21 protein-coding genes are annotated in these 25,654 nt (G+C 49.0%); 6 read left to right on the top strand and 15 right to left on the bottom strand.

All coding sequences use genetic code 11. The features are described from left to right. Window positions 1-25 precede the first annotated feature (25 nt). Complete coding sequence (locus NST08_RS01835; RefSeq protein ID WP_341341389.1) at window positions 26-655, bottom strand: carbohydrate-binding family 9-like protein; 630 nt, start codon at window positions 653-655, stop codon at window positions 26-28. Between the two features lie 198 nt (window positions 656-853). Between NST08_RS01835 and udk the strand changes: the two genes are divergently transcribed. Beyond that, window positions 854-1,489 carry a uridine kinase gene (udk, locus tag NST08_RS01830; RefSeq protein WP_007130673.1) on the top strand — a complete coding sequence of 212 codons (636 nt, stop codon included), beginning with the start codon at window positions 854-856 and terminating at the stop codon, window positions 1,487-1,489. Window positions 1,490-1,724: 235 nt separating this feature from the next. On the opposite strand, the gene NST08_RS01825 is transcribed toward udk, so the two are convergent. Together NST08_RS01825 and NST08_RS01820 are read right to left on the bottom strand one after the other, a co-directional pair. Further along, window positions 1,725-2,645 (bottom strand): proline dehydrogenase family protein, encoded by a 921-nt coding sequence (locus tag NST08_RS01825; protein ID WP_341341388.1) that lies wholly within the window; start codon window positions 2,643-2,645, stop codon window positions 1,725-1,727. Between the two features lie 1,059 nt (window positions 2,646-3,704). Further along, a complete protein-coding gene (locus tag NST08_RS01820) occupies window positions 3,705-5,336 on the bottom strand; it encodes a hypothetical protein (protein ID WP_341341387.1) in 1,632 nt (543 codons plus the stop codon). Window positions 5,337-5,903: 567 nt separating this feature from the next. On the opposite strand from NST08_RS01820, the gene NST08_RS01815 reads away from it, so the two are divergent. Continuing rightward, window positions 5,904-8,249 (top strand): P-loop ATPase, Sll1717 family, encoded by a 2,346-nt coding sequence (locus NST08_RS01815; protein ID WP_341341386.1) that lies wholly within the window; start codon window positions 5,904-5,906, stop codon window positions 8,247-8,249. Window positions 8,250-8,772: 523 nt separating this feature from the next. On the opposite strand, the gene NST08_RS01810 is transcribed toward NST08_RS01815, so the two are convergent. From NST08_RS01810 to NST08_RS01765, 10 genes are all read right to left on the bottom strand, one after another. Beyond that, window positions 8,773-10,212 (bottom strand): serine hydrolase domain-containing protein, encoded by a 1,440-nt coding sequence (locus tag NST08_RS01810; protein ID WP_341341385.1) that lies wholly within the window; start codon window positions 10,210-10,212, stop codon window positions 8,773-8,775. A gap of 54 nt (window positions 10,213-10,266) precedes the next feature. After that, window positions 10,267-11,028 carry a ChbG/HpnK family deacetylase gene (locus NST08_RS01805; protein ID WP_341341384.1) on the bottom strand — a complete coding sequence of 254 codons (762 nt, stop codon included), beginning with the start codon at window positions 11,026-11,028 and terminating at the stop codon, window positions 10,267-10,269. Next, window positions 11,025-11,861, bottom strand: a complete 837-nt coding sequence (locus tag NST08_RS01800; RefSeq protein WP_341342601.1) for a carbohydrate ABC transporter permease — start codon at window positions 11,859-11,861, stop codon at window positions 11,025-11,027. The genes NST08_RS01805 and NST08_RS01800 overlap by 4 nt, the downstream gene beginning before the upstream one ends. After that, the gene (locus NST08_RS01795; RefSeq protein WP_341034553.1) at window positions 11,861-12,736 is read right to left on the bottom strand and encodes a carbohydrate ABC transporter permease; all 876 of its coding nucleotides are present in this window, start codon (window positions 12,734-12,736) and stop codon (window positions 11,861-11,863) included. Before NST08_RS01795 ends, NST08_RS01800 begins: the two co-directional genes overlap by 1 nt. 292 nt (window positions 12,737-13,028) lie before the next feature. Then, window positions 13,029-14,291 carry an ABC transporter substrate-binding protein gene (locus NST08_RS01790; RefSeq protein ID WP_341341383.1) on the bottom strand — a complete coding sequence of 421 codons (1,263 nt, stop codon included), beginning with the start codon at window positions 14,289-14,291 and terminating at the stop codon, window positions 13,029-13,031. Window positions 14,292-14,455: 164 nt separating this feature from the next. Continuing rightward, entirely contained in the window at window positions 14,456-15,415 is a 960-nt protein-coding gene (locus tag NST08_RS01785) for a LacI family DNA-binding transcriptional regulator (RefSeq protein WP_007130687.1), read from the bottom strand. 280 nt (window positions 15,416-15,695) lie between these two features. After that, entirely contained in the window at window positions 15,696-16,520 is an 825-nt protein-coding gene (locus tag NST08_RS01780; RefSeq protein WP_341341382.1) for an alpha/beta fold hydrolase, read from the bottom strand. Between the two features lie 15 nt (window positions 16,521-16,535). Continuing rightward, complete coding sequence (locus NST08_RS01775; protein WP_341341381.1) at window positions 16,536-17,045, bottom strand: SRPBCC family protein; 510 nt, start codon at window positions 17,043-17,045, stop codon at window positions 16,536-16,538. A gap of 69 nt (window positions 17,046-17,114) precedes the next feature. Further along, window positions 17,115-17,447 carry an ArsR/SmtB family transcription factor gene (locus NST08_RS01770; protein ID WP_341341380.1) on the bottom strand — a complete coding sequence of 111 codons (333 nt, stop codon included), beginning with the start codon at window positions 17,445-17,447 and terminating at the stop codon, window positions 17,115-17,117. A 253-nt stretch (window positions 17,448-17,700) separates the two neighbouring features. Then, complete coding sequence (locus tag NST08_RS01765) at window positions 17,701-19,365, bottom strand: glutathione ABC transporter substrate-binding protein (RefSeq protein WP_341341379.1); 1,665 nt, start codon at window positions 19,363-19,365, stop codon at window positions 17,701-17,703. A 227-nt stretch (window positions 19,366-19,592) separates the two neighbouring features. On the opposite strand from NST08_RS01765, the gene nikC reads away from it, so the two are divergent. Genes nikC through NST08_RS01745 form a run of 4 tightly spaced genes read left to right on the top strand, consistent with a single transcriptional unit; the run spans window position 19,593 to window position 23,500 of the window. Beyond that, entirely contained in the window at window positions 19,593-20,495 is a 903-nt protein-coding gene (nikC, locus tag NST08_RS01760; protein WP_007130692.1) for a nickel transporter permease, read from the top strand. A gap of 16 nt (window positions 20,496-20,511) precedes the next feature. Next, complete coding sequence (locus tag NST08_RS01755) at window positions 20,512-21,435, top strand: ABC transporter permease (protein WP_028404120.1); 924 nt, start codon at window positions 20,512-20,514, stop codon at window positions 21,433-21,435. Window positions 21,436-21,468: 33 nt separating this feature from the next. Next, window positions 21,469-22,485 (top strand): ABC transporter ATP-binding protein, encoded by a 1,017-nt coding sequence (locus NST08_RS01750; RefSeq protein WP_210094255.1) that lies wholly within the window; start codon window positions 21,469-21,471, stop codon window positions 22,483-22,485. Continuing rightward, window positions 22,475-23,500: an ABC transporter ATP-binding protein gene (locus tag NST08_RS01745; protein ID WP_007130695.1), complete on the top strand. Its 1,026-nt coding sequence runs from the start codon at window positions 22,475-22,477 to the stop codon at window positions 23,498-23,500. The genes NST08_RS01750 and NST08_RS01745 overlap by 11 nt, the downstream gene beginning before the upstream one ends. A gap of 271 nt (window positions 23,501-23,771) precedes the next feature. On the opposite strand, the gene NST08_RS01740 is transcribed toward NST08_RS01745, so the two are convergent. Next, the gene (locus tag NST08_RS01740) at window positions 23,772-25,091 is read right to left on the bottom strand and encodes an FtsW/RodA/SpoVE family cell cycle protein (protein ID WP_341341378.1); all 1,320 of its coding nucleotides are present in this window, start codon (window positions 25,089-25,091) and stop codon (window positions 23,772-23,774) included. Window positions 25,092-25,093: 2 nt separating this feature from the next. Further along, window positions 25,094-25,423: a PadR family transcriptional regulator gene (locus NST08_RS01735; RefSeq protein WP_007130697.1), complete on the bottom strand. Its 330-nt coding sequence runs from the start codon at window positions 25,421-25,423 to the stop codon at window positions 25,094-25,096. Between the last annotated feature and the right edge of the window lie 231 nt (window positions 25,424-25,654).

The raw sequence follows: 25,654 nt of genomic DNA, 5'->3' as shown, positions 1-25,654 counted from the left end.
TTTATCCGCTGAACCATTTAAGCCTCTATTCCTCAAATACGAGCTTGCCGAACCGGGACGGAATATGGTAATTCACCTCTCCCGTCGGGCTCCACGCCTGAAATTCCTGCAAGCCCTGGGGATCCTCGTCTATACGGTAAAAGTTGACGTTCCAGCTCCCGCCCGCACGAGGCGGATTCCCGAAATTGACGGCCGGGATCGCGATGTCGTATATTCTTTGCCCTTCATCATCCTGCGTTACGGTAGTTTCAAGTCCGGCCAAATCCCACGCCACATCACTGGCGGTAATCGACTTCATGCCGTCGTTTTGGATCCGGGCGTCAAAAACAACATTATGCGGGCTGACCTCGAGCTCGATATATTCGCGCCCCGCTCCCGTCTCATCAATGAACAGCTCGACCACATCCTGCTCGTACAGCGGATCATCCTTGTGCCGATATCGGGATACAACATGAGAGTCTTTGCAGATAAACCGGACATGAAACCATTCCGGGCTCCAACAGGCCTGGACGCTTGTCTGTTCCTTCACAGGCTTTCCCGTCACGGTATCGGTCAGCTCCACCGCTTCACAGCGCTCCCAATCGATTGCGGCGCCGTCCTCTCCTGCCCCCCTGTAAACCGCGCGCTTGCAAGGATAAATCGGTACTGATGCCATCCTTCATCTCTCCTGTCCATATGAGCATTTAGCTTTATGATAATCGATCCAGATTCTGTTAACCATTCCTTGGTTAGAATAATGATGAGAAAAATTCGAAAATCCCAGCTTTTACTCTGCGTCCTCATAGTGAAAAAAGGCGCATGCTGTGCTACAATAATGAAATTGTAAACTTCTAGGGAGGGTTATGGATTCGCCATGCTCATTATAGGTATCGCCGGCGGCACGGGGTCGGGCAAAACAACGGTTGCCCGCTCAGTCATCGACCGACTCGGCTCAGATAAAGTGACGTTCATTTCTCAAGATAATTATTACAAGGATCACCCGGAGCTCAGCTTCGAGGAGCGCGAAGCGATCAATTACGATCATCCGTTTGCCTTCGATAACGACCTGCTCATCGAGCATCTGGGCATCCTCAAGCAGGGCTTGCCGGCACAGGCGCCCGTGTATGACTTTACCAAGCATGCCCGCTTCAAGGATCAGACCGTAGAGCTTAAGCCCAACAACATTGTCATCATCGAGGGACTGCATGTGCTGTCCGATGAGAACCTTCGCAAGCTGCTGCACATTAAAGTATTCGTGGACACCGATCCCGATGTGCGTCTCCTCCGCCGGGTCGTCCGGGATATCGAGGACCGCGGCCGGACGATTCAGTCCATCCATAATCAATACCTGTCGACCGTAAAACCGATGCACGAAGCGTTTATCGAGCCTTCGAAAAAATACGCCGACCTGATTATTCCGGAAGGCGGACAGAATGAAGTCGGCATCCAGCTGCTATCCACCCTGACGGAAAAATATTTGACCGGCGACCGCTCGCTGTCCGGCGAGTAGAAGCCTATACAAATTAAAATTCGCAATTAAAGCCGGCTACGCCGGTACCACTAGAAGCGCCCGCGTCCTCTAATCAGGATGCGGGCGTTTTTTTTCACAAATCCATACTGCCGTGCATCAGATCAGGGACGGCGTCGAATCCATCTCGATATCATGGCGGCACGATTTCTTATGCTTTAAGGCTATGATTGTCCTCGTCCCCGTTCGACATCGTCGGCGGGTTTTCACTTCCCAATCACTTGAACATATTCCTCAGCACCATCATCAGATTGGCAGGCTTCTCTGCAATGCGGCGGGTAAAATACGGGTACCACATCGTGCCGTACGGCATGTAGCATCGAATTCGGTAACCGTCCTGCGCAAGCCGGGCTTGGTCCTTCATACGCAGCCCGTACAGCATTTGAAACTCGAACGCTTCCTTCTTGATCCGGTTCTGCTCTGCAAATACCTTCACCCAATCGATGATGTTGTTATCATGGGTCGCGACAGCGGTATAGGCTCCTTGGTCCAGTTGAAGCTTGATTAAATTTTTATAATTGCCGATGATCTCCTGCTTCTTCTGATACGCAATCGTTCCCGGCTCCTTATAAGCTCCCTTGACTAGGCGAAGTTTCACCCCTTCCTTCATTAGCATCCGGACGTCCTCCTCCGACCGGTACAAATAGGCCTGGATGACCGTTCCCACATTGGTTAGCCCCTCCTTATGAAGCCGCAGCGTCATATCGATCGTGGCCTGCGTGAACGGCGAGTCCTCCATATCCAGCCGAACGAAGTTGCCATGCTTTTGGGCTGCCTGGACCACCGCTCTAATGTTCTCGTATGCCGCCTGCGGATCGAGCGCCAAGCCCATCTGCGTCGGCTTCAGGGATACGTTCGATTGTACTCCCCGGTTGGCGATGCCCTCCACAAGCCGAATATATTCCTCCCGGTAGGCCGAAGCCTCCGTCAGCGAAGTAATGCCCTCTCCCAGATGGTCCAGCGTTACCAGGATTCCCTTCTCGTTCAGCCTTTCGATCTCATCGAGTGCCTCTTCCAGCGTATCTCCCGCAATGAATCTGCCTGCTAATTTTTTGCCGTAACGTATCGAAAGCCATTTTACCAGCCGGTTCACCGACACCGTCAACATGACTTTCCGGTAAAGCTCGGTCCCGTCCATGCATGCCTCACCCTCTTCTCGGAGTAAAATGCGCTCTACCTTAACTCATATGCAAAAAAGGTCGCATCATGCGAAGAGGACATTCCTTCGGCTTGGTGGGAAATTACCGTTAAATAACAAGCGAGTTCAAAGAGGGAGTTGAAGATTAGTGATATAGTGTCGCCAAGTTGGTAATTAGTGGTATATTGGACCCGAAGGTGATCGTATGAGCGGAAAAAGAATTGTGCGAACGATCTTACTTATTTGTGTGCTGGGCATCGTAGGCTATTTTGCATTTATGTATTTGTTTGTATGGATCATGTTTAATTTGTAATCGTACATACCGCCTTCATCGAGTGTTCGTTAAGCTCGATTCATTATAGTACACAGAATAACCCGACCTATAGTAGTTATGTTTTCTGTAGTTAGGTAAAGAAGAAGGACGTCAGTAAGGTCAAATGAGAATAAAGAGTGTATATATGATGTATGGCACTAAATTAATTCCTGTGGTGTCAAGGAATCCTACAACTTTTATGAAATAAGTGCTTTAAAGTGTTTTAATAGAACTCCATCATGTTATTGTCAGAGAACAAGAACTTGTACCCTTTTCCGTAACTTGTCCTTTTTGCCTTTTAGATTTTTTCCGTAATCATTTTAACAAAAATAATAACCCGTTGGACTTAGCCACTTATAGGTTGGATATTCTCATCATTTGGTTTGGTGCATGACGTCATTGCAATTTACTTAGGTGTAAACAAAAAAGATTGGATTGCTTTTTTTGCTTAGTTCATCTTAATACCGAAAATTGCATTGAATAACTGAATATTCTAAAGCTAAATGATAAAAATTCAATAGAATTTGATGAGCTATTCCTTCTGGACGTAGTCAATAGCTATTTTCGGAAAACACAAATCAGTCATTTTTTCGATTCGTCTCAGCAAGGAACACTAGTCTCTTGACTTCTCTTTTCCTACTTACTCAACCATGCACTAATGATATGCCTATGTTCTTTCAACAAAAGGAACGCAGGGTATCTTTCATTGCGTTCTTTAATTTTGTTGTAATCAAATCAAATTGGTATTAATTAAGTTTATAGTGTAATTTTCCTGTGGTTACATCCTGAGAATTTTTCGATGTAATTTCATAATAGATCACAAAGGACTCATTCGCCTTGACTAATAAATACGAAGGGAAGGCAATATTCTCTTTAGGATTCAACTCATCAAAACGATACTCCAATACTAATCCATCTGCTTCATTGTGAATTTCAAAATTAAGCAACGTCTGCAAATACCACTTAAAATCTGAATAATCACGTTTAATACGGTCTTCTATATCATAAAAATTTCGATGCAGCGTATACGGAATGAAAGATTTATTTATATTATCCTCTACCTTGCTGTCCTTCTGATGACGTAAGCATAGGTCCAATATGCTGTTGTATCCTGTGAACTGTTCTAGCACAATATATTCAGGTAGCTGATATTTTTCTGGAGTCAGAACCTCAACATTCTTAGGTAGTTTAATTAAGACCTTTATTTTTTCATCATATTGCTTTCCCTCGTTCTTTAAAACGAGAGGTATAGCTAAAAAGCCTTCAAGAAACTCAAATTGCTGTACATATGAATTCAGTTTTTCAAGTTCATAATCAAATTCCTCTAGCTTTTCAAACTTTTGTCTTTCAAACTCATCACCAATTCGTTGTACAGGACTTGAAGAGAATAGTGTATGAAGTCGTACCTTTTGCTCCTTCAAGTTACCCACGTAAAAGAAATCATCATTTAATAGAATACCCAAAAGCCGTTGTGTTTTGTCACGGACTTCTTGCTGTTTCTTTGTTGAGTATTCCGATGAAATAAGAAGTTCTAATGCAAACTGCTTTATACCTACTTCTGCTTTCTTTTCCATTTCTTTTTCTATTTGTGGGATATGAATACTTTTGATTTCTTCAATTACCATCTTCAATTGTTCCTTACGTTCTTCAATGCACTTCGTATTAAGCAATTGAAGATTAAACGACTGCATTGTATTTGAGAAAGGCACTTTCGTTGAATGATAAAACTCAACAATCAGCTTATTTGACGGCAAATCACCCTTAATCTCTGGATAATTGAAATATACCCACTCCAACAGTTGCTTTTCAAAATCTACTTTTGAAACCCTGCTTCCATTAGTCGAAAATTTTATAAATTGATAAACGATTGCGCCAGTCATCATTTCTAACAAATGATGACCAACCGTAAGCCCCTTATACGACAAAAATTTATTTAGTGACGTATAAATTTTTGATTCCATTGAATCCAAATTAAAATTTTCTAACTGTACGGTCAATTTATCAAGATATGGGCTGATTGTGGTTAATCCTTTCAGCTCGTCAACGTCAAAATTATTTTTGTTCAATTTATTTATAAATTTGGTCGTTGGATCACTACAAGTACCAATTAGAATTAACTTAAACGCTTTTGCATTTGGCACATCCTTAAACAGCGTTTCAAACCAACTAATGATGTTTGGCTTCGTAAAGTTATTTATTGAAGACTTGACTTGCGTGACTTCTTGCTCATCATTTTCGTAAAGCCACGAAATATCAACCTTATCGTTTGCTGTATCAGGTTCGATTTGAACAAACAGCCAATCCTCTGCAACCAATGAATTAAGAACCGACACAACAGACTGATACAGATACCCTCTTGCCCCTTCTTTACCACCCATTTTCTTCACCCGTTCTATATAAATAGCAAGAAAAATTGTTCATTTTTCCCATCTTTTTATTATAACATATCAAAGTTTTAAGAGTCTGATATATTAGGACTTTATTGTTAATGTATTACGGGCTAGGCGTTTTCAAATCACAACGACCGGTAATTAATAATGATGGAATAATGGGGGAGCTATGCCAGATTGCAGAGTCTGGCAACATAATAAAACATGATAAAAGGCTGAGTTTCCTGAATACTGTAACGACTAAGGATAGCCTTCCCGTAAACTTCAAACTTTTCGAGAAAAGGTTAGTAAATTATGAATTTTCCATTTTCTCTTACCATACATGGAGCATTCCAACTACGAAGATTTAGAGCACCCTCTTGCCTAGTATTTGGTCATATATCAATAGAATTTGTGTTAATTTAGAATTAAAGAGCTTGGTTGGTATGAGTTTAAAATCAGAGAAGGGGATTTGTATTTTTCACTAGAATTACTACTAGAGGTATGAATATTTGAGAGTACATACTATATTATAGATATGGTTGATGAAAATTCAATTAAAGGGAGATTCAGACAATGGAAAAAGCATTCTATGCTTATTCAAGCCAGAAGCCAGACTTATTAGAAGATATCAGAACTGCTGTAAAAGAAATAAACAAAACCACTCCTGAAATTTCTATAAGCACCTGGGAAGATTACTCCATAAGCGGCAGATACATAATTGAGGGAATTTTAAAGGGTATTGAATCATGCGATCTATTTATGTGTGATCTTACTTATCTTAATTATAACGTTCTGTACGAATTAGGATATGCTATCGGTTTGGGTAAAAAAGTATGGATTACCTTAAATAGTACCCATGTAAGAGCTGCTGTTAATTACAAAAGTTTATCTTTACTTTCAACCATAGGTTATACGGGGTACCAAAATTCCAAAGAACTACAAAATAAATTTTTTAGTGAGTTACCCTATTTAAATACCGAACCCAACATTCCCATTCCAGATGGAAATTTGGAAAGACACCTCCTTTATTTAAAGTGTGAGGCTGCTACTAGTGCATCTGCGGAATTAAATGAACGGATTAGTAAAACTCAGATACCCACAAAAATCGATGATACTTCTGAAGAGAGACGACCATTAAGTTGGTATTTGGAAGTTTTACCAAATGCATTTGGTGTGATCATACACTTTCACACTTTGGGAAGCGAAAAAGAAACCCCTCATGATGTAGCAAGAAAAGCTTTGATAGCTGGACTAGCAAAAGGGATGGGAAAAAAAACATTGCTTCTCTGCCATTCACCATTTGAGCGGCCCCTGGATTACCACGATGAATTAAGAGAACATAAAAACAGCAACATTTGTGCAAAAATAGCAAGAGAATGGTTGGAGCCTGTTATAGCCGAATACCGTGATATGCTTGAAAAGCATAGGGAATATAAAACAGAGCGTAAAGCCGCTAACAAACTGTCGAGTTTTATGCTTGGTGATTATGTTGCCGAAAATGAAAATCAAGATTTAATTGACTATTTTATTGAAACTGCGGAATTTCGAGAAGCATTGATCGCCCAGCAAATACTTTTTGTTGGACGAAAAGGAACAGGGAAAACAGCAAATTTAATAAACCTGAGAAGCAAAATGTTGGAAGATAAGAGGAATTTCGTGGTTGTTATTCAACCACAAGGTCATGAGTTTGAAGGCGTACTATCAATCATGGATCAAATGTCATATAGTTCAGAACAAGGACACTTTATTGAAAGTATATGGAAGTTCCTCATCTATACTGAAATAGCTCGTCAATATTATGATTATCTGAATAAACAACCTCTCCATATTGAGAAGACCGAGGACGAAAAGCAATTAATACAATTTGTTATTAATCATCAACGGGTTATTGACGCTGATTTCACCTTGAGATTAGAAAATATCGTAAGTGATCTCAAAGCTATAGATACTTATGATAGTGTAGAACAACAACGAACAAAAATTAGTGAATACTTACATAAAAGTATGCTCGGAAATTTAAGGACCCATTTAGGGAAAGTTCTTCGCAAAAGACAAAATGTGAAGATACTGATTGACAATTTAGATAAAGGCTGGAATGATAGCGCCAATTTAAGTAGTTTAGGCGATCTTCTATTTGGTTTGTTGAGCGTTGTCCATAAAATCACCGGTGAATTTCAACGAAATGATTACAGACATGTCGGCGTCAATTTGACTCTAGTTGTTTTCCTAAGGAGCGATATCTTCTCTAGAATTATGAGTCACGCACCTGAAAGAGATAAGATAGCTACAAAACATCTAAATTGGTCAGATCCAACATTATTATTTCAGGTTATTGAAAAAAGAATAAGTTTCAGTAGTAATGGAATCACAAGTCCTAGCACTTTTTGGCGAGACTATTTCACCGAAACTGTAGACGGTCTTCCTCTTAAGGCATATGTAAAAAACTTGATTATTCCTCGACCACGCGATATTATACTTTTGTTTAAGCTCGCTCTTGAAGAAGCAGTGAATAACGGTCATGGAATTGTAGAGGAAAGTGATTTCAAGAAAGCAGAATATAAATACTCAGAATATGCTCTACAGTCCCTTTTCCCTGAGAATGGAAAAAGGGTGCCTGACTTAGAAGCAATATTATATGAATTTGTTGGTAGAAACGCTATTCTAAGTAAACCTGAGGTTGAAGAGTGTATTAAACTTAATACATCAGAGGACACTGATTTCGTTATCCAAGTTTTATGTGAAATGACATTTCTTGGACTAGAAATTAGTAATGATACCTTTGAATACTACAACGAAAGACGCCCTGAAAAAATAACTAATAAGTTGGCTATTAGACACTCAGAACGCACGGGTCAACCTATTAGGTATAAAATAAATCCTGCTTTCTATAAATACCTGGATATAATTCAAACGGACTAATAATATCAACAAGGTCGCTTGCCCCCGGCAAGTGCCTTTCTTTTTATAAGCCATGATGTTGCCATGCAAATTTTCCAGCGTAAAGTGTCTGCCTTTCTCATATCCGACAAAGAACTTTTAGAGTCATATTAGCATCTCTCGTACCTCAACCAAGAATTAGTTATCGATTTTTCAACGGTGTTTACTTAATTATGTGATAATAAAAGAAAAGCTAGGCGGATTAATTATGTTATGTTCAATCTTAAATTTATTTAAAACTGATATGTGACCGTGACCGGTATTAAACAATTTAGCATTTCCTGTGAAGCAAGACTTCCCTCACCGTTCTAACCCAAGAGTATACGACAAAAGACGCCCGGAAATTTTCCCGAGCGTCTTTTATCTGCTAAACGAACTACTGTTCAAGCTATTATTGGTCCTTGATGGTTCATGCGCGCATCCGACCGTTTGCACAAGGTCTTGCCCTATTGCTGCCCATTACTGCTATTAATCCCCTAATTACCGCTCTATTATTGCTCTCTCATTACTGCCCTTCCCTTGCCTGACCCGTAATCGGCTTCAGCCTCGGGTCTCCAAAGGATACGTTGACCGATTGGGCCAAATGAAGCCCGTCTTCTGTAAAGTCAGCCTCCACGGTCAGGCAGAACGGCGTCTCGACCGCTCGAAGCGTGATCACGAGATTGCCGTTGTCATTCCATGTCATGGAGGAGCATACCTTGCCCTCCTCCATCCGGAACAGTCTCGTCGTGCCTTCCGCCCATGCGTTCCGGCCAAGCGTGAGCGATTCGAGGCCGTAGTGCGCTTCGATCTCCAGCAAGGCTTCTTCCTCCGAGAAACGAACGCAGAAGGTACGAAGCTTCTGCTCATTCTCCTCGAGCTCGAACACGATTCCGGAAACATCCTGCTCCCGCGTGGAAGAGGCCGCGAGTTTCGGCGGCTGCACGTTCAGCGCTCCAAGCGTTTCGGTGAGCGAGACCGCCGCCCCTTCATTCTCCGGTAAAGCCTCCGGCTCAAAGGCCGGCAACAGATGCTCCCATACGCTGTTCAGGACGGCCTGCATATCATTCAAGCCCGAGGTGATGGCGATAACCGCCTCCAGCTCGGGGTGAACGATGCAGTATTGGCCGAATGCGCCATCGCCGCGATAGGCACCGTGCCGGCATCTCCAGAACTGGTAGCCGTATCCTTCCGTCCAATCGGAGGAGCCGTCTGCCGGCCCGTTCGAAATCTGCTTCGACGTCGCTTCGAGGACCCACGCCTCCGGAATGAGGCGCTTGTCTCCCCAAACGCCCTTCTGCAGATACAGCTGACCGAATTTCGCAATATCCTCCGTCTTCAGCTTGAGTCCCCAGCCGCCGGCATTGATGCCCCGCGGACAACTCTCCCATGTGGCTCCGTGAATGGCGAGCGGTTCGAAGAGCCGGGGCTCCAAATACTCCAGCAGCGTCTTGCCGGTAATCTTCTGCAGGATCGCCGAGAGCATATACGTCGCCGCGCTGTTGTACACGAAGTGGGTTCCCGGCTCATGCTCTACGGGCTGCTTGAAGAAGTCGGCTACCCAGTCCTCGGATTCCAGCGCCGGTTCCGCCGCATGGCCGGTCCCCATCACGAGCAAATCCCGCACAGTCATCGCCGCCAGATTTTCAGATGGAGCCTCCGGCGCATATTCCGGAAAGAAGCCGATCACTGGATCCGTCAAGGCGATGCGGCCTTCCTCTGCGAGGAGTCCGATCGCAGTCGAGGTAAAGCTCTTGCTTAACGAGAACAGCATGTGCGGAAGCTCGGGCCCGTACGGATCCCACCAGCCTTCCGCAATGACATGGCCGCGGCGAAGCAGCATAAAGCTGTGCAGCTCTAGCCCTTGATCCTGGACCGAACCGATAAAGCGCTCGATCGCCCGCGAGGAAATGCCTTGGCGTTCGGGGGTGCTTCTTGACAATGATTGAACCGTGTCCATACTCATAAGAATCCGCCTCTCCCTGTATATTGCAAGTAATCGATCATCCTGTCAGAACCATTATACACCAGATCCTGAAACCGCTTCATCATATCGAACCGGTCGAAAGCCATGGCGCTCGCTGATCTCGATCAAGTTCTCCTGCATCAGAAAGGCAGCCTCGGCATTACGCCCGCGCGCAAGCTCTTCGCCGTCGACCCGGGCGTTGCCGCATTGCGTCATCTCCTCCGAATAAAGTGCCGGATGGGACAGAAAGAAATATTGCTCGTCTGTGAGCCTGCTGAGCACAGCCTCGAATTGCGGGATGGAAGATGGAACGCCGTCAGGGAAAAAGTTATAGTAATACCGGTGATTGATCAGTCCTTTGCTTGCGATCCAGCGGTCCAGCTCTTCCTGAAGCCCGGGGACGAAGCGCTCCGGCATCATATGCGAATCCGCATACGTTATGCGAAAGCCTAGCGCCGTCAGCTTATCCAGCTGCGCGCTGCACTCGGCCACAATCTCCTCCAAGGCCGGAGGAGATTGCTGGAACATCGACGGATCCTGATAGAAATATCCGCTTGGGTCCACAAGCGAAGGAACCTGTTCCTTCGCCGAAACAGGTCCCCATCTGATGCGGTCCCACTCCGCATTCAGCGTCATGTGGAATCCGAAGCATATGTCATCGCGGCGGGCCAGCAGCTCGGCAGCTTCCGCCACATACGGCCCCGGCGCCATAACGGATACGTTTTTGATAAATCCGGCGTTTACGGTTCTTGCAATCGCCAGATTGGCCGAACGGCTCGAGCCCAGATCATCCGCTCTGGTAATGATCCGCCTCATTTTACCGCACCTGCAGCAATCCCTTTGATGATATACTTTTGCGCAAAAATATAGAAGATGACCACCGGGATAATCGTTAAGGTCAGGCCGGCCATCGCCTGGTTCCATACGATCGTGAATTCCCCGAAGAAGTAGAACGTCGAAAGCGGAATCGTCCGCAGCCCTTTATCCGACAGCGTCAGGGACGGCAGCAGATAGTCATTCCACAGGGAGATCACGTTCAAAATCGCTACCGTTACGGTGATGTTCTTCAGCAGCGGAAATACGATTCTCCAGAATACGCCCAGCTTGGAGCAGCCGTCCAGCGTCGCGGCCTCTTCCAGAGCGACCGGTACCGACTTGATAAAGCCATGGTATAGGAAGACCGCCATGCTCGAGGTAAAACCGACATTCATATAGATCAAGCCCTCATGCGTGTTCAGCATCGGAATATGCAGATTGCTGCGAATCCAGTCCATGACCTGCATGAGCGGCATCATCAGCGTCTGGAACGGAATGAGCATCGTCGCCACGAACGTGAAGAAAATGATTTTGCTCAGCTTGTTATCCGTCCGCACCAGCATCCATGCCGTCATGGAAGCCAGCACGATGACAAGAATCACTGAGACGACCGTCACGTAGAGCGAGTTGCCAAGCGCCGTAAAGAAATTCATCTTCTCCATCGCCGACTTGTAATACTCGAAGCTGAAGGATGACGGAAACGCAAGCGCGTTCTCATACAGCTCCGCACGGTCCTTGAACGAGTTGATCAGCATGATGAAGACAGGAGACAGGAAGACGATCGCGAAGAGAAGCAGCACAATATCGAGCAGCCATTTGCCTGTTTTCCTCATCACATCTGCACCTCTCTTCTCTTCGTAATGATCACTTGGGTCAAGGTAAGTCCGGCTACGATCAGGAAGAAGATGATCGCTTTCGCCTGGCCTATGCCGTAATTGCCGTAAGCGAATATTTCATTGAAAATATTCATCGCAAACATCTCGGTCGCGTTATTCGGACCGCCCTTGGTCAGGGACAGGTTCACGTCGTAGATTTTGAATGCGCCCGACAGGGTCAGGAACAGACAGATCGTGAACGATGGCATCAGGAGCGGGAAGACGATGTTCTTCAGCCGCTGCCACAGGCTCGCGCCGTCGACTTTGGCCGCTTCCATCAATTCATCCGGGATCCCCTGGATGCCGGCAATGTAGATGATCATGGTATAGCCGGCCAGCTGCCAGGTAAATACGACAACGATCGCATACAGCGAGAACTGCGGATGCAGGAGCCAGTTGAAGAAGATGCTGCCGAGCCCGGTTTTCTCCCCAAGGAAGCTAAAGGCATCGGTGAAAATGAACTGCCAAATATAACCGAGAATAAGGCCGCCGATCAGGTTCGGCATAAAGAACATCGTCCGTGCGGCATTACGCGAGCGAAGCTTGGTCGTCACTAGCAGCGCGAATCCCAGGCCCAGGATATTGACGCATACCAGCGCCAGCAGCGTAAACTGCACGGTGTGCCAAGCCGATGACAGGAAGCGTTCGTCCTGGAAGATCTGGACATAATTGTCCATGCCCACAAATACTTTCGGATTGGCCGGAATTCCGTCCCACTGGACGAAGGAGTAATAAATCCCGATGATGAACGGGATGATGACCACGGTCGTGAAAATAAACAAAAGCGGTACCGTGAACAGGGCAAACCAGGCTTTGTCCTTTCCTTTGCTCATAATCCATACCTTCTTTCTGTCCCGGATGATCCCCGTGGTAAGGCATCACCTTGATACTTGCAATTGCTGTGTTTTTCGTTTAAACGAGCCCGGTCGGGGACGTTTCTGGCCCCCTCCGATGCCGCTATGCTAAGAATGCTGGTGGGATTAGATGATGTTCGTTACCCGCTACTTCGATCTTGAAAAAACAAAAGCCTAACGCTCAGAGTCAATTCGGAACGTCAGAGGCTAGGCTTTCGTTATGATGAAATTGTTTAGATCACCGCTCGTTCACGAGCGCTTGCTGTATCCCTTATTTCGAGGCTTTCGCCCACACCTCATCCAGCTTCTGCAGGAATTGCTCGCCTGTCATATCCTTGTTCATGAAGAATTCCTGAGTAGCCGGCGCCAAGTCGTTCGTAATGATGCCGGACGGGAAGTAGTTCAGCGCCCAAGGGATCGTCTGGCCGCTGTTCGTCGCTTCATGCACGGCCTGGGACAACGGGTCCAGGTTGCCTGCCTCGATGTTGGTCAGCGCCGGAATGAACTTGAAGTCGTCGACGATCGCTTTTTTACCGGTATCGCTGGTGAAGAGCCAGTTCAAGAATGCGTTGGCTGCTTTCACTTCGTCCGCATCGGCCTGGTTGTTGATCACCCAGTAGCTCGCAACCCCGACCGCAAGTTTGTCGTTGCCTGCCAGCGGGAACGGCATCATGCCGATCTTCGAATCCATATCCCCGAAATCGGCGAGCATGGAATAGCTCCAGTTGCCTTGGTGAACCATCGCCGTTTTGCCTGTTGCAAAGTCACCCATTTGGCTGTCGTACTTCACTTCCATCGGGTTTTTGGCATTGGCTTTGATCGCGTCCATGAATTTCGCCCATTCCTGGAATTCCTTCGTATCCGCCATCTTCACTTCGCCTTTGTTCAGCTGGTCGATAAAGGCCAGCGGATCGGACTGAAGCGCGAACGGCGTATTCAGGATATGCCCGATCAGAAAGTAAGCTTCCTGCGACAGGCTCAGCCCGTTCTTGCCTTCTGCCTTCATCTGCTCCAGCAGCTTCGTGAACGAATCCAGGTCCTTCACGTTTGCCGGATCGACGAGATCCTTGTTGTACACGAGGCCGAAGCCTTCAACGCCGTAAGGAACGCCAACCGTCTTGTCTTCCACCTTCAGCTCCATGTCAGGCGCGATATTTTTGACGTATTCCTCACCGCTCAAGTCCGTAAAGTAAGATTTCAATTTCTCCGATTCAGGTCCCGGCGCTACGCTGAAAATCGTAGGGCCTTGATTGCTGCCAAGCTTCGCTACCAGCTGCTGCGAATAAGCATCGCCGGCTGCTCCCCATACTTCAACCTCATTGCCGGTTTCTTCTTTATAGGTCTTAACCAGTGCTTCAAGAGGCTCCGTAATTTCAACCTTCGATTGGAAGAGTGTAATTTTCTTTAGTTTGTCTCCTCCGGATGCTGCTCCCGAATCTTTGTCGGCTGTACCGGAAGTGCCGCCGCAGGCCGCCAATGAGGCCACCAAAGCCGTTGCAGTCAGTACGCTTAATACTTTTTTTACTTTTTTCAAGTGACACGCCTCCCCCGTAAGGACTCAATAAAGTAAAACGTTTACAACCCAATCATAGGCCTGTTATGCGCTCATGTCAATAAAAAATGTACACGTTTTCATAAAATATTAAGTAAAATATTTAGTAAAATATATCACTTTTTACTAGAATAGTTCGTAAAACTTTATTTAACGGTCTTTCTCCACTGAATGGTGGCACTTAATTTAAAAGGCTCCTTGCCAGTCGTCCCCTTAATCATGCCGAGCAGCTCCTTGGCGGCCAAATAACCGCTCTCATAACGCGGGATCGCAATCGTCGTCAGGCCTGCCATGGCCGCCGCGTCCGAGTTGTCAAAGCCGGTAACGGAAATATCCTCCGGCACGCGGAGCCCGTTCTCCTCGAAAGCCTTGATCGCCCCAAGCGCCATATTATCATTCGCGCATACCAGCACTTCCGGAAGCGAGTTCCCGAGAATCAGAATTTTGGCTGCCTGATATCCGCTCTCTTCGCTGTAGTCCCCATGGAAGTAGTTGCGGCGGTCAAAGAGGATCCCATTCTTCTCCAGCGTATCGACGAATCCGGCGTACCTCTCTTTATGGTCAAGCGTAAACTCGAGACCGCCCATAAACCCGAAGCTGCGGAACCCCTTATCCACCAACGCCTGCACCATATCGCACATCACCGGATAATTGTCGACAAGGACGCTTTTGGTATTGGCAAATGCATTATCGATAATCCGGTCCATGAGCACGACAGGGAATTGAGGGGTCGCCACGGAGATTAAATAATCGTCCGTCATATGCCGATCCAGGCTTATGGTACCGCTTGCAAATTTGCTGCGCATGAAGTTCGCGCTCGATTTGCTGGTGCAGATGATCAGATCATAGCCGTTCTCCGTCAGGCAGTGGCTTATGCCCTTAATAATTTTCAAATAATAGTCGCGGTCGAAATCGCTGAATACAAAGATGATCGTGTTGCTGTGATCGGATTTGGCCGCCTTGTTCGGAAAATAACCTTGCTCCGAGCAGATCCGAAGCACCCGTTCCCGGGTGTCCTTGCCAACGTTCTTCCGTCCGTTGAGCACATTGGATACCGTCGAAACCGAGACCTCCGCGAGCTTGGCAATTTCCTTTAAACTACTCATGATTCCAGTCCCCCTCCAAACGCTATGTAATTTTAATATAACATGGTTTTATTTTTAATAAAATTTACTTGTTTTGGGTGGACGAATTTTTTTGCTGAAACCTTCCCCCCAGTCATAATATTTTCCCAGACCGAAAACCCCTTTTCATCAAGTAAAAAGGAGGCCGCCCATGATGGAGCTAGGAAGCTGTTTTTTTAGAAGCTCGAATGAAGATTTCAATCGGAAACTACATCAAAAAACCGCGGCCTGTAAGCCACGGTTCTTTTAAACGACAAGCCCTTTATCTCGATATGTGGTCCGCCGAAGGCTGCAGATAACCCACGATCTCGGAAGCCAGCACGTCCGGTGCCATGACCACAGCCGAATGGTCTTGTCCCGGAAGCATGCGATGCTCGCATTGCGGGAGCAAGTCGGCCAAAGCGCTGGCAGCATTATGGAATAAAGCCCCGCTGTTCTCGCCCGTCATCACCATAACCGGTGCATTGACCTCCCACCGATCCTTCGGCAGCGGTTGACCGGATTGCGTATTTCCCATAATCATACCGTCATAGGCCAGCGTATGCGCCAAACCTTCCATCGCCTTCCAGGATGGATCTGCTTTCATAAATTCCAGGTATTCCCCGGGAATCCCCAGCGCTGCAGTCATGTAATATTCTACCGCTTCGCTACGCTGGTTGCCGGCCATCAATGTATTTAGATGCTGCACGTATTCCGTCGGTACGGGTACGCGGCTGTCGTCAACGATAAAAGGCGGCTCGTATAGAAACAGCTTGCTAACTTTACCGCTGCCGAGGCTGCTGGCTGCATCCAGAGCCAGAACGGCCCCCGATGAGCTCCCGAATAAATAGGCGCTGCCGCCCGCCTCCTGAATAAGGGCTTCCAGGTCTTCGATCTCGCGTTCAACTGCATATGGAGCCGTATCCGCGCTGTCGCCGCGCCCTCTCCGGTCATAATTATAGACGGTGAAATGCTCGGACAACAGCTCACCAAGGCGCGATCCATCGTTGTGATCCGCAGCGGCGGAGGACACAAGCACGATTGCCGGTCCCGTACCCTTTTTCTCATAATAAATCCGTGTTCCGTCTTTCGAAATCACATGGCTCATCCCAATTCCTCCTTGTTATGGTTGATTCAATATGTACTGCATTTGATGCTCGAATCTTTCCAGCGTCTCCTGGTATCCTTCCACCATGCCCATGGGCTCTGCCTGATCCAGGTCCTCTGCGCTTGCAAACTGAGTGATAATGCTCAGCCTTGTCCCACCCCTTGCCTCGTCGAATGTGACGGACGTCAGCATATCGCTTCCCTCGACGGATTTCCACTGCGAGTCTGTAAATGTATCATTGTAAACAAGCCTCGACCATTCCACCACTTCGGTATAAATCGCCTTGCAGAATGCCGTATCTCCCTCACCGGCCGTATCGGGCGCAATCCGGTAGCGCCAAGCGCCGCCCGGTCTTACATCCATTTCGTACACCGTGGCGGTCCAGTTCCTCGGCCCCCACCAGCGTTCGATGTGCTCAGGCTTGGTCCAGCCTTCCCAGGACAGCTTCAGGGGGATGGAAACGATGCGTTCCACCGTCAGCTTTCGCTGTTCTCTGTCTTTCGTAATGGTTGTCTTCCTGCCCATGTGAATCCCTCCCGTCTATTCGGCTCTGCCCCGGCAGAGTCTTTCCTGTAGATCTAGCAAAAAAATCAATTAACTCTCCTTTCCGTTCAAGTCGCTCATATAGTCTTCGAAATTGTCGAGTCTCTCTTCCCACAGGCGGCTGAAGGAGTTGAGCCACTCGTCCAGTTCCTGGAACGGACGGGCTTCAAGACTATAGATGCGCTGCTGCGCGTTCTTGCGGACCTTCACCAATCCCGCTTCGTTCAGGATCCGCAAATGCCGGGATACTTGCGGCTGACCGATGTTAAGCAGCTCTACGAGGTCACTTACCGAACGCGGTCCTTGCTTTAATAGCTCGATAATGTTAAAACGGTTCGGTTCCGAGATCGTAGACAGGGTTAATTGCATTGCTGAAGTGTTCATGATTGAAATATACACCAATGTGTATATACGTGTCAACAAATATATTGGCGTAAACATTATTTTTCTTTCAAATGCTCCCGTCAGCCTCTTCTTCTCAGCATCGTTAACCGGGCGGATCTTCCCTGGTGAGTGCTCAGTGCTCTATCCTATATCAAAGAGAGAAAGACAGCCCGATCGGGCTGCCTCCCCCTAAAATGAACTGCTTACGAGAAATTGAAATCCCGTCGCGCCATTACCCTTTTATGCCTGCACATTAGGGCTGAATGGACACATCGTGCAGCTGCATTATGCCATTCGGGTGTCTCCAGAATCCTTGCACCTTGCTGCTAACGCCGTTCAAATACTCCTGGTGGTGAATGTAGAGCATCGGTGCGAGCTCGACCAGCTTCTCCTGGGCCTGCTTATAGATCGCCTTGCGTTTCTCCGGATCGTTCTCCTTGCGTCCGGCATCGAGCAGCTGATCCAATTCAGGGTCATTGGTAAAGGTTCGGTTGCCCGGCTCTCCGGCGTTCTTCGAGTGGAACAGCTCATACATTCCGTAGTCGGCATCGGCCGTGACCGTGGACCAACCGAGCACGAACATATCATGCTTGCCCTCTGCCGTTTGGGCGAGGTAAGACCCCCACTCCACCACTTCGATTTTGACGTCGATGTTCAATTCCTTCAGCTTGGACTGGACGTACTCCGCGATCTTGATCCGTTCCGGATTGTCGTTCGTCCAGATGGACGTCGAGAAGCCTTGTTCATAGCCGGCCTCCTTCAGGAGCTCCTTCGCTTTATCCATATTGTATTCAATCGGCTTCACGCTCGGATCATAGCCGTTCACGTCCGGGGCCAGCGGGCCGACGGCCGGAATTCCCGTTCCTTCGTAAATGCCCTGCATAATTTCGTCTTTATTGATGGCCATCGTCAAGGCTTGCCGCACGCGAATATCGTTAAACGGCTTCTTATTGTTGTTGAACCCGATATAAGACAAGCTTAACGACGATTGCCGATTCAGCGACATTCCGTCATTGCTCTCAATCCGGCTGATGCTGCTTGGCGATACCGGATCGATGATATGGGCATATCCGGTCTCCAGCTCCGCAATCCGCGTCCCCTCTTCGCTGACGACCTTGAACGTCACCCGGTCCACCTTCGCCTTGGTTCCCCAGTGGTCCGGGTTGGCCGCAAGCTTCACCTCTGAGCCCGGATTCCAGCTCTCCAGCTTAAAGGTCCCCGTGCCGACCGGATTTTGGGCGAGATAAGCACCGGCCTTTTCGCCGGCATTGACCTTCTCATAATCCAGCTTGATCGCCTCCGCGCTGATCATGCCGACCGCCGGATGGGCGAGATGGGCGAGCAGCGGCGAGTAAGGATACTCGGTTATAAGCTGAACCGTGTGTTCATCCACGACCTTGACCTCTTTAATCATAGCGACGAGCGAAGCCCGCGGCGATGCGACCTTCGGATCCTGCATACGATCCAGATTGGCCTTCACCACTTCGGCATTAAAAGGCGATCCGTCCGTAAATTTCACGCCTTGTCTCAGCTTGAACTCCCACGTTAATTCATCGACAGCCTCCCAGCTCTCGGCAAGCCCCGGCTGGAAGTTCAGGTCTTTATCATGCACCAGCAGCGTGTTATAGATATGCGATGTCACGATGCTGCTTTGCTGGTCTGTGGACATGTGGGGATCCATCGATGCCGGATCCGAAAGCCAGGCTATCACAAGCTCATTAGCTGCAGCCTCCCCGGTATCCTTGCCGGTGTCCGTGCCGGGGTCCTTGTTGTCCGTCCCGGATGGCGTTGTCGTTCCGCCGCTTGGCGGCGTCTCCGGGTTAGCGCTCTTGCCGCCGCCTGCGCAGGCCGACAGCAGCAACGTAAAGATGACCAGCATGCAGATCAGCCACCATTTTGTCCTCTTGTTACCTGTCATAGTAAACATCCTCCCCCTTCTTGCGATAAATAGGAAAATATTTCATGCACAGTTAACATATATTTTACTATTTGATATTTATACGAGGATTTTGCAAAAATCCAAAGATCGACTTTCCATCAGCTATATTGCATATTCCTGTTACCAGCTAGATATTAATCCAACATCCGCATGCGCATGTTAGCAGCAATTCTCAAATTCATATTTTGGAGAAAGGATGATTCCCCATGGATAACCTGACCGCTGATGCTAGAACAACACAGCAACCCGGCCTGCATGAGGCTCACAGGACTAGATGGAAATCTTTCTATTATCGGTTGAGGAAGAATAAAGCGGCATTATTCGGAGGCTACTTTCTCCTATTCGTCATCCTCGTTGCGATTATCGGTCCGCTATTGACCCAATACGACCCGAGCAAAATCGACTATACCGCCAAATTCCTGAAGCCGTCGGCCGATCATTGGTTCGGCACGGACCATAATGGACGAGATATCTTCACCCGCATCATTCACGGCATGCGTCTGACGCTGTCGGTCGGCTTCGTCTCCGTCATCATCGGCGCCGCGTTCGGAATCGTGCTCGGGATTGTTTCGGGGTATTACGGGGGCAAATGGGATACGTTCATCATGCGGATCACCGACGTGATGCTCGCATTCCCCGGCATACTGCTGGCCCTGGCGATCGTAAGCGTTCTTGGCAAAAATCTGTTCAATGTCATCATCGCCGTCAGCATTTTCTCCATCCCCATGTTCGCCAGGGTGGTGCGCGGCTCCACCCTGGCCGTACGCCGGCTGGAGTACATTGATGCCATGCGCTCGCTCGGCGCCAGCGACCGGCGGATTATTTTCGGCCACATACTGCCGAATATCCTGTCGCCGATCATCGTACAGGCTACGCTCCGGATTGCCGTTGCTATTCTGACGGCTAGCGGGCTCTCCTTCCTCGGGCTCGGGGCCCAGCCGCCCACGCCGGAATGGGGGGCCATGCTGAACGACGGCCGCAACTATATTACCGACCATCCGCATGTCGCTTTGTTCCCCGGCTTGTCGATCGTGCTTGTCGTCATTGCCTTCAATCTGCTGGGCGACGGACTGCGGGACGTCCTTGACCCGAAATTAAAAAAATTATGAAGGGAGCTGCCGGGCCATGCTCAAGTATTCCGTTCGGAGACTGATTCAGACGATTCCCGTGATCATCGGCGTCACGATTGTCGTCTTCCTGCTCATGCATCTCATTCCCGGGGACGCGGCACAGGTCATCATCGGGGAAGGCGCGCCGAGAGAGCAAGTCGAACAGATCCGGGAAAATCTCGGACTCAACGATCCGCTGCCGCTTCAGTATTGGAACTATGTCAGCGGGCTGCTTCAGGGGGATCTGGGCGACTCGATCCGCAGCAGCCGGCCGATTGCCGATGAGATTTTCACCAGCCGGTTCTGGATTACGTTAGAGCTCGCCGTGTATAGTACGATTCTGGCCGTGTTTCTCGGCATCCTCGCCGGCATCATCTCCGCCGTCAAGAAAAGCTCCCCCGCCGACATCGGGGTCATGTTCATCGCCCTGTTCGGGCTGTCGATGCCGAATTTCTGGCTCGGTCTGATGCTGATCCAATATTTTGCAGTGGATCTCGGCTGGTTCCGTCCCTCCGGCTGGGGCACCTGGTCGCAGACCGTCCTGCCCGTCATTACCCTTGGGACCGGCGGTGCCGCGATCATTGCGCGGATGACCCGCTCCAGCATGCTGGAGGTGATCAGCCAGGACTATATCCGCACAGCGCGGGCGAAGGGCGTTCGGGAACGCGTCATCATCTACCGGCACGCGCTGAAAAATGCAATGATTCCGGTCATCACCGTCATCGGGCTCGAATTCGGCGGACTGCTTGGCGGCGCCGTGCTAACCGAATCCGTATTCGCGGTCAATGGCATGGGCCGTTATGTGGTCGATTCCATCAGGGGCAGGGATTTCCCGGTCGTGCAGGCTACGGTGCTGGTGCTCTCGGTCATGTTCGTGCTCGTCAACCTGCTCGTGGACATCTCCTATCGGTATTTCAACAAACGCATTGATTTCGATTGATCGACGAATTCGAAGAGAAGGGAGCGAGGGTAGATGAAGTCAGCATCAACGCTGCTGGACATTAAGGATTTGCGGACTTCTTTTTTCACGGAGCAGGGGGAGGGCAAGGCCGTGGACGGGGTCAGCCTGCATGTCCGCAAAGGAGCGACGCTTGGGATCGTAGGCGAATCAGGCTCGGGGAAGAGCATTCTGTCCTTGTCGATTCTCCGTCTCATCTTGAGTCCGGGCCGGATTGTAGGCGGTCAAATTCTATATAACGGCGAGAATCTGCTGGATAAAACGGACCGGCAGATGCGCAAGCTGCGGGGCAATCAAATTTCGATGATCTTTCAGGAGCCGATGACATCGCTGAACCCGGTCTTTACGATCGGTGATCAAATCGCCGAGGTTTATCGCATTCACGAGCAGCTGGGCAACAAACAAGCGCTGGAGAAAGCCGTGCACATGCTGCGGCTTGTCGGCATCCCCTCCCCGGAGAAGCGGATTTCGCAGTACCCGTTCCAGCTGTCCGGCGGGATGCGGCAGCGCGTCATGATTGCGATGGCGCTCGCCTGCAATCCCGACCTCCTGATCGCGGATGAGCCCACGACCGCGCTCGACGTGACGATTCAGGCGCAAATTCTGGAGCTGATGAAAGAGCTGCAGCAGAAGCTGCATATGTCGATTATTTTCATCACGCATGATTTGGGGATTGTCGCCGAAACCTGTGATGATGTGGCGGTGATGTACTGCGGCAAGGTCGTGGAATATGCCGATGTCCGGTCCCTATTCAAGCATCCGAAGCATCCCTACACCATCGGATTGATGAATTCGCTGCCGCGCCATGACGTCGACCAAGAAGCGCTGGAGCCGATCCGGGGCTCGGTGCCGAGCCCATTCGACCTGCAGAAAGGCTGCCGGTTTGCCCCGCGCTGCCCGGATGCCCGGAAGCTCTGCTATGATCAGCAGCCGGAGCTGTCGGCGCTGACGAACCGCCAGCAGGTCAGCTGCTGGAAGTATACCGATCAATGGGATGCCGTAAGCGAGGTGAATGATAACGATGAGCGATAATAGAACCGCAAAGGAATTATTGTCCGTTAAGCATCTGAAGCAGTATTTTCCGATCAAGGGCGGCATCTTTGGACGTACCGTCAATGTCGTGAAGGCCGTAGACGACATTTCCTTCTCCGTTAACGAGGGGGAGACCGTCAGCCTCGTCGGCGAATCGGGATGCGGCAAATCGACGACCGGACGGGCAATTCTGCGCCTGGATGAGCCCACCTCCGGTGAAGTCATGTTCGAGGGCACGAATCTTCTTGCCCTAAGCAAATCGCAGATGAATCGGAAGCGCAAGGACCTGCAGATGATTTTCCAGGACCCGTACGCTTCGTTGAACCCTCGCAAAACCGCGGTTCAAGTGCTGGAGGAAGCGATGGAAATCCAGAACATCGTCCCGAAAAAGGAACGCCGGTCAAGGGCCATCGAGCTGCTCGAAACCGTTGGCCTCTCCGCCTATCAGGCCGATCGCTATCCCCACGAGTTCAGCGGCGGACAGCGGCAGCGGATCGGCATCGCCCGCGCGCTGTCGGTCAATCCCAAGCTCATTATCAGCGACGAGGCCGTGTCTGCCCTTGACGTCTCGATCCAGGCTCAAGTGCTGAACCTGATGAAATCGCTCCAGAAGGAATTCAAGCTGACGTATCTGTTCATCTCCCATGATCTTGGCGTCGTCCGCCACATCTCCGACCGGATCATCGTCATGTACCTTGGCACGATCGTTGAGATTGCGGACAAACAATCGCTGTTCCGGCGGCCGCAGCATCCCTACACCCGAGCGCTGCTGTCTGCGATCCCCACCCTCGATCCCGACCGCAAGAAGGAGCGGATTCTGCTGAAAGGGGACGTCCCTTCCCCGCTCAACCCGCCGTCCGGCTGCCGCTTCCATACCCGCTGTATGTACGCCACGGACCGCTGCAAATCCGAAGCCCCAGTCCTTCGGGAAGCAGGCATGGGCGGCGGCCATCAGGCAGCGTGCCATTACATCGAGGAAATTGCGGAAGGTGCGCTTTATTCTAGGCGGGAGTAATATACCGCAGGCCGGTAATACATCGCTATGCGGAGGAAAGAACCGGGTGCGAAATTATACGGGTGTGAGTGGACGCAGGTGCGGATAGAAACAGGTGCGTAAGAAACAGGTGTGATAGAAATGGTGCGGGTAGAAATGGTGCGGGTAGAAATGGTGCGGATAGAAATGGTGCGGATAGAAGTGATGCAATAGAAAGACCGAGCGGCTGTGCCGCTCGGTCTTAATCATGGGCTAGAGCAGAATCAACCGCTACGTGGTAGCTTGTTTTCGCTCACTTCACTCTAACCGCTTCGATTCCTCCGAGGTCGCTCGGAATCATATTTTTCCGCCGGTAAATCGACAGGATCAGGCCGACGACAGCCAAATCTATGAGCTGGTTCGTTCCGCCGTAGGAGATGAAGGGCGGGTCCAGAGAGACGAGCGGGGCAATCCCTATTCCCATAAGTAACGGCCATAACAGCCGGATTCCAAAGACGACCATGATCATCGCTGCCATATGTCTGGCATAAAGATCCCGATGCGTTTTGGAAACTTTCCAGATTCTAATCAGGAATAATATCGTCAAGACTACAACGGCAATACCAAAAATCCAACCGAAGCAATATACGAGATAAGGAAATACGCTATCATTCAAGATATAAGGCAATTTGGGGGATTCTGCTCCGAATCCTTGCCCAAACCACCCGGCATTCTTAATCGCACTTATGCTGTTGCCAACATGCCAGTTATAGCCGGAAAGCGGGTTTAACATATCCCTCCACCGAATAAGCAAAAGTTCCATATGCGTAAAAAGAGAAATCGTTAAGCTCGCAAGTGGAAGCGTCATGATTAGGACAAATTGCCGCGGTTTTTTCTTCGTTCTCCAGGTCAAGACAAGGAATCCGGCCGCGTAAATAAGAGAATACATAACCGAGTTGCTCATGCTGTAAAGCACGATTGGCAGAACGCCCCGATACAGCAGATTCAGCACCATCTCCCATCGCCCCCACTCGAATGCAGGTTTCATTCCAGCCTGTGCAACAAGGAGCGGGAGCAAGGAAAAGGTAATCATATTGACCCCAATAAAGCCCATACCCAAATATCCTGTATTGTATCCATGCAGCTTACCGTAGACTAAAACATATCCAAGTAAGAATAAGACAGAGAAAAATACGATTCCCGCGAATCTTCTTAATTTTCGATAATCCGTAAAATAAAGAACGATAAGCAGGAAAATCCCTATTCCAAAAAACAGTATCTTCCTATCAGGGATTTGCATAAAACGAATAACATCGGAATAGTAAACGCTCATTGTCCCAAACATTCCGATTACCGAGAACAATCCTACAATGACAAGCAGCTTCCAATCCAGCTGCGGCCGATGGGCCATATGCAGACTTCGCCCGATCTCCTCCGGCTCGCCCATCTGCCGAACCGCCTCCAGCACGGCCGGCTCCTCGGCATTCCCCTCCAGCATCAGCAGCTCTGCCCGCTCCTCGATATGGCTTAGCAGCTCTTCCCGGATCTCCGCATGCATGGGCTTTGCCCGAACCTGCTTGCATACGCGGTCCAGAAAATCCTGTACCGTCCTGTACTCTTCAATATACCGCACGGTTAGCTTCCCTCCCCGATGACGGTATCTACAGCGGTGCGGAACGTGATCCACTCTTTGGTCTTCTCATGTAGCTGATCCTTCCCCCGCTCCGTGATCCGATAATACTTCCGCTTGCGTCCATCAACCTGACTCCAATAGGATTCAAGCCACCCTTCCGCCTCAAGCGTATGCAGGATCGGATACAGCGTGCCTTCCTTCATAACGAATACGCCGTCCGAGCTTTGCTCGATCTCCTTGATCAGCTCATACCCGTACATCTCCCGCTTGTTCAAAACGGTCAGCAGTAAAATGACGGTGCTGCCCTTCAGCAGCTCTTTGTTGATGCCCATCTTGCCCTCACCCCTATACCTAGTAAATCTATGTATCGTAATCCTAGGTATGGGTATAAATCATCCTTCCCTGATTCGCAATCCTAAACAGGCTAAATTATCGCATGAAAACAACGCTAATTATGCGTGTATGAAGCGGCCGCGGTCCACGATATGATAGAGTTGATTTCAATTCGGCTGCAACGATGGGAATTGCTCGGCTGTTACTGACAGCGTTTCCATTTCACAATC

The organism is Paenibacillus sp. FSL K6-1566 (genome assembly GCF_038050475.1).
Taxonomy (GTDB): Bacteria; Bacillota; Bacilli; order Paenibacillales; family Paenibacillaceae; genus Paenibacillus_AQ; species Paenibacillus_AQ lactis.
Note: the sequence above shows the minus strand (reverse complement) of the source record. Positions and strands in the feature narration are given on the sequence as shown.

Bases quoted from the DNA above. Each gene is read 5' to 3' on its own strand.
- NST08_RS01835 (WP_341341389.1), bottom strand. From the start codon at position 655: ATGGCATCAGTACCGATTTATCCTTGCAAGCGCGCGGTTTACAGGGGG.
- udk (WP_007130673.1), top strand. From the start codon at position 854: ATGCTCATTATAGGTATCGCCGGCGGCACGGGGTCGGGCAAAACAACG.
- NST08_RS01825 (WP_341341388.1), bottom strand. From the start codon at position 2,645: ATGGACGGGACCGAGCTTTACCGGAAAGTCATGTTGACGGTGTCGGTG.
- NST08_RS01820 (WP_341341387.1), bottom strand. From the start codon at position 5,336: ATGGGTGGTAAAGAAGGGGCAAGAGGGTATCTGTATCAGTCTGTTGTG.
- NST08_RS01815 (WP_341341386.1), top strand. From the start codon at position 5,904: ATGGAAAAAGCATTCTATGCTTATTCAAGCCAGAAGCCAGACTTATTA.
- NST08_RS01810 (WP_341341385.1), bottom strand. From the start codon at position 10,212: ATGAGTATGGACACGGTTCAATCATTGTCAAGAAGCACCCCCGAACGC.
- NST08_RS01805 (WP_341341384.1), bottom strand. From the start codon at position 11,028: ATGAGGCGGATCATTACCAGAGCGGATGATCTGGGCTCGAGCCGTTCG.
- NST08_RS01800 (WP_341342601.1), bottom strand. From the start codon at position 11,861: ATGAGGAAAACAGGCAAATGGCTGCTCGATATTGTGCTGCTTCTCTTC.
- NST08_RS01795 (WP_341034553.1), bottom strand. From the start codon at position 12,736: ATGAGCAAAGGAAAGGACAAAGCCTGGTTTGCCCTGTTCACGGTACCG.
- NST08_RS01785 (WP_007130687.1), bottom strand. From the start codon at position 15,415: ATGAGTAGTTTAAAGGAAATTGCCAAGCTCGCGGAGGTCTCGGTTTCG.
- NST08_RS01780 (WP_341341382.1), bottom strand. From the start codon at position 16,520: ATGAGCCATGTGATTTCGAAAGACGGAACACGGATTTATTATGAGAAA.
- NST08_RS01775 (WP_341341381.1), bottom strand. From the start codon at position 17,045: ATGGGCAGGAAGACAACCATTACGAAAGACAGAGAACAGCGAAAGCTG.
- NST08_RS01770 (WP_341341380.1), bottom strand. From the start codon at position 17,447: ATGAACACTTCAGCAATGCAATTAACCCTGTCTACGATCTCGGAACCG.
- NST08_RS01765 (WP_341341379.1), bottom strand. From the start codon at position 19,365: ATGACAGGTAACAAGAGGACAAAATGGTGGCTGATCTGCATGCTGGTC.
- nikC (WP_007130692.1), top strand. From the start codon at position 19,593: ATGGATAACCTGACCGCTGATGCTAGAACAACACAGCAACCCGGCCTG.
- NST08_RS01755 (WP_028404120.1), top strand. From the start codon at position 20,512: ATGCTCAAGTATTCCGTTCGGAGACTGATTCAGACGATTCCCGTGATC.
- NST08_RS01750 (WP_210094255.1), top strand. From the start codon at position 21,469: ATGAAGTCAGCATCAACGCTGCTGGACATTAAGGATTTGCGGACTTCT.
- NST08_RS01745 (WP_007130695.1), top strand. From the start codon at position 22,475: ATGAGCGATAATAGAACCGCAAAGGAATTATTGTCCGTTAAGCATCTG.
- NST08_RS01735 (WP_007130697.1), bottom strand. From the start codon at position 25,423: ATGGGCATCAACAAAGAGCTGCTGAAGGGCAGCACCGTCATTTTACTG.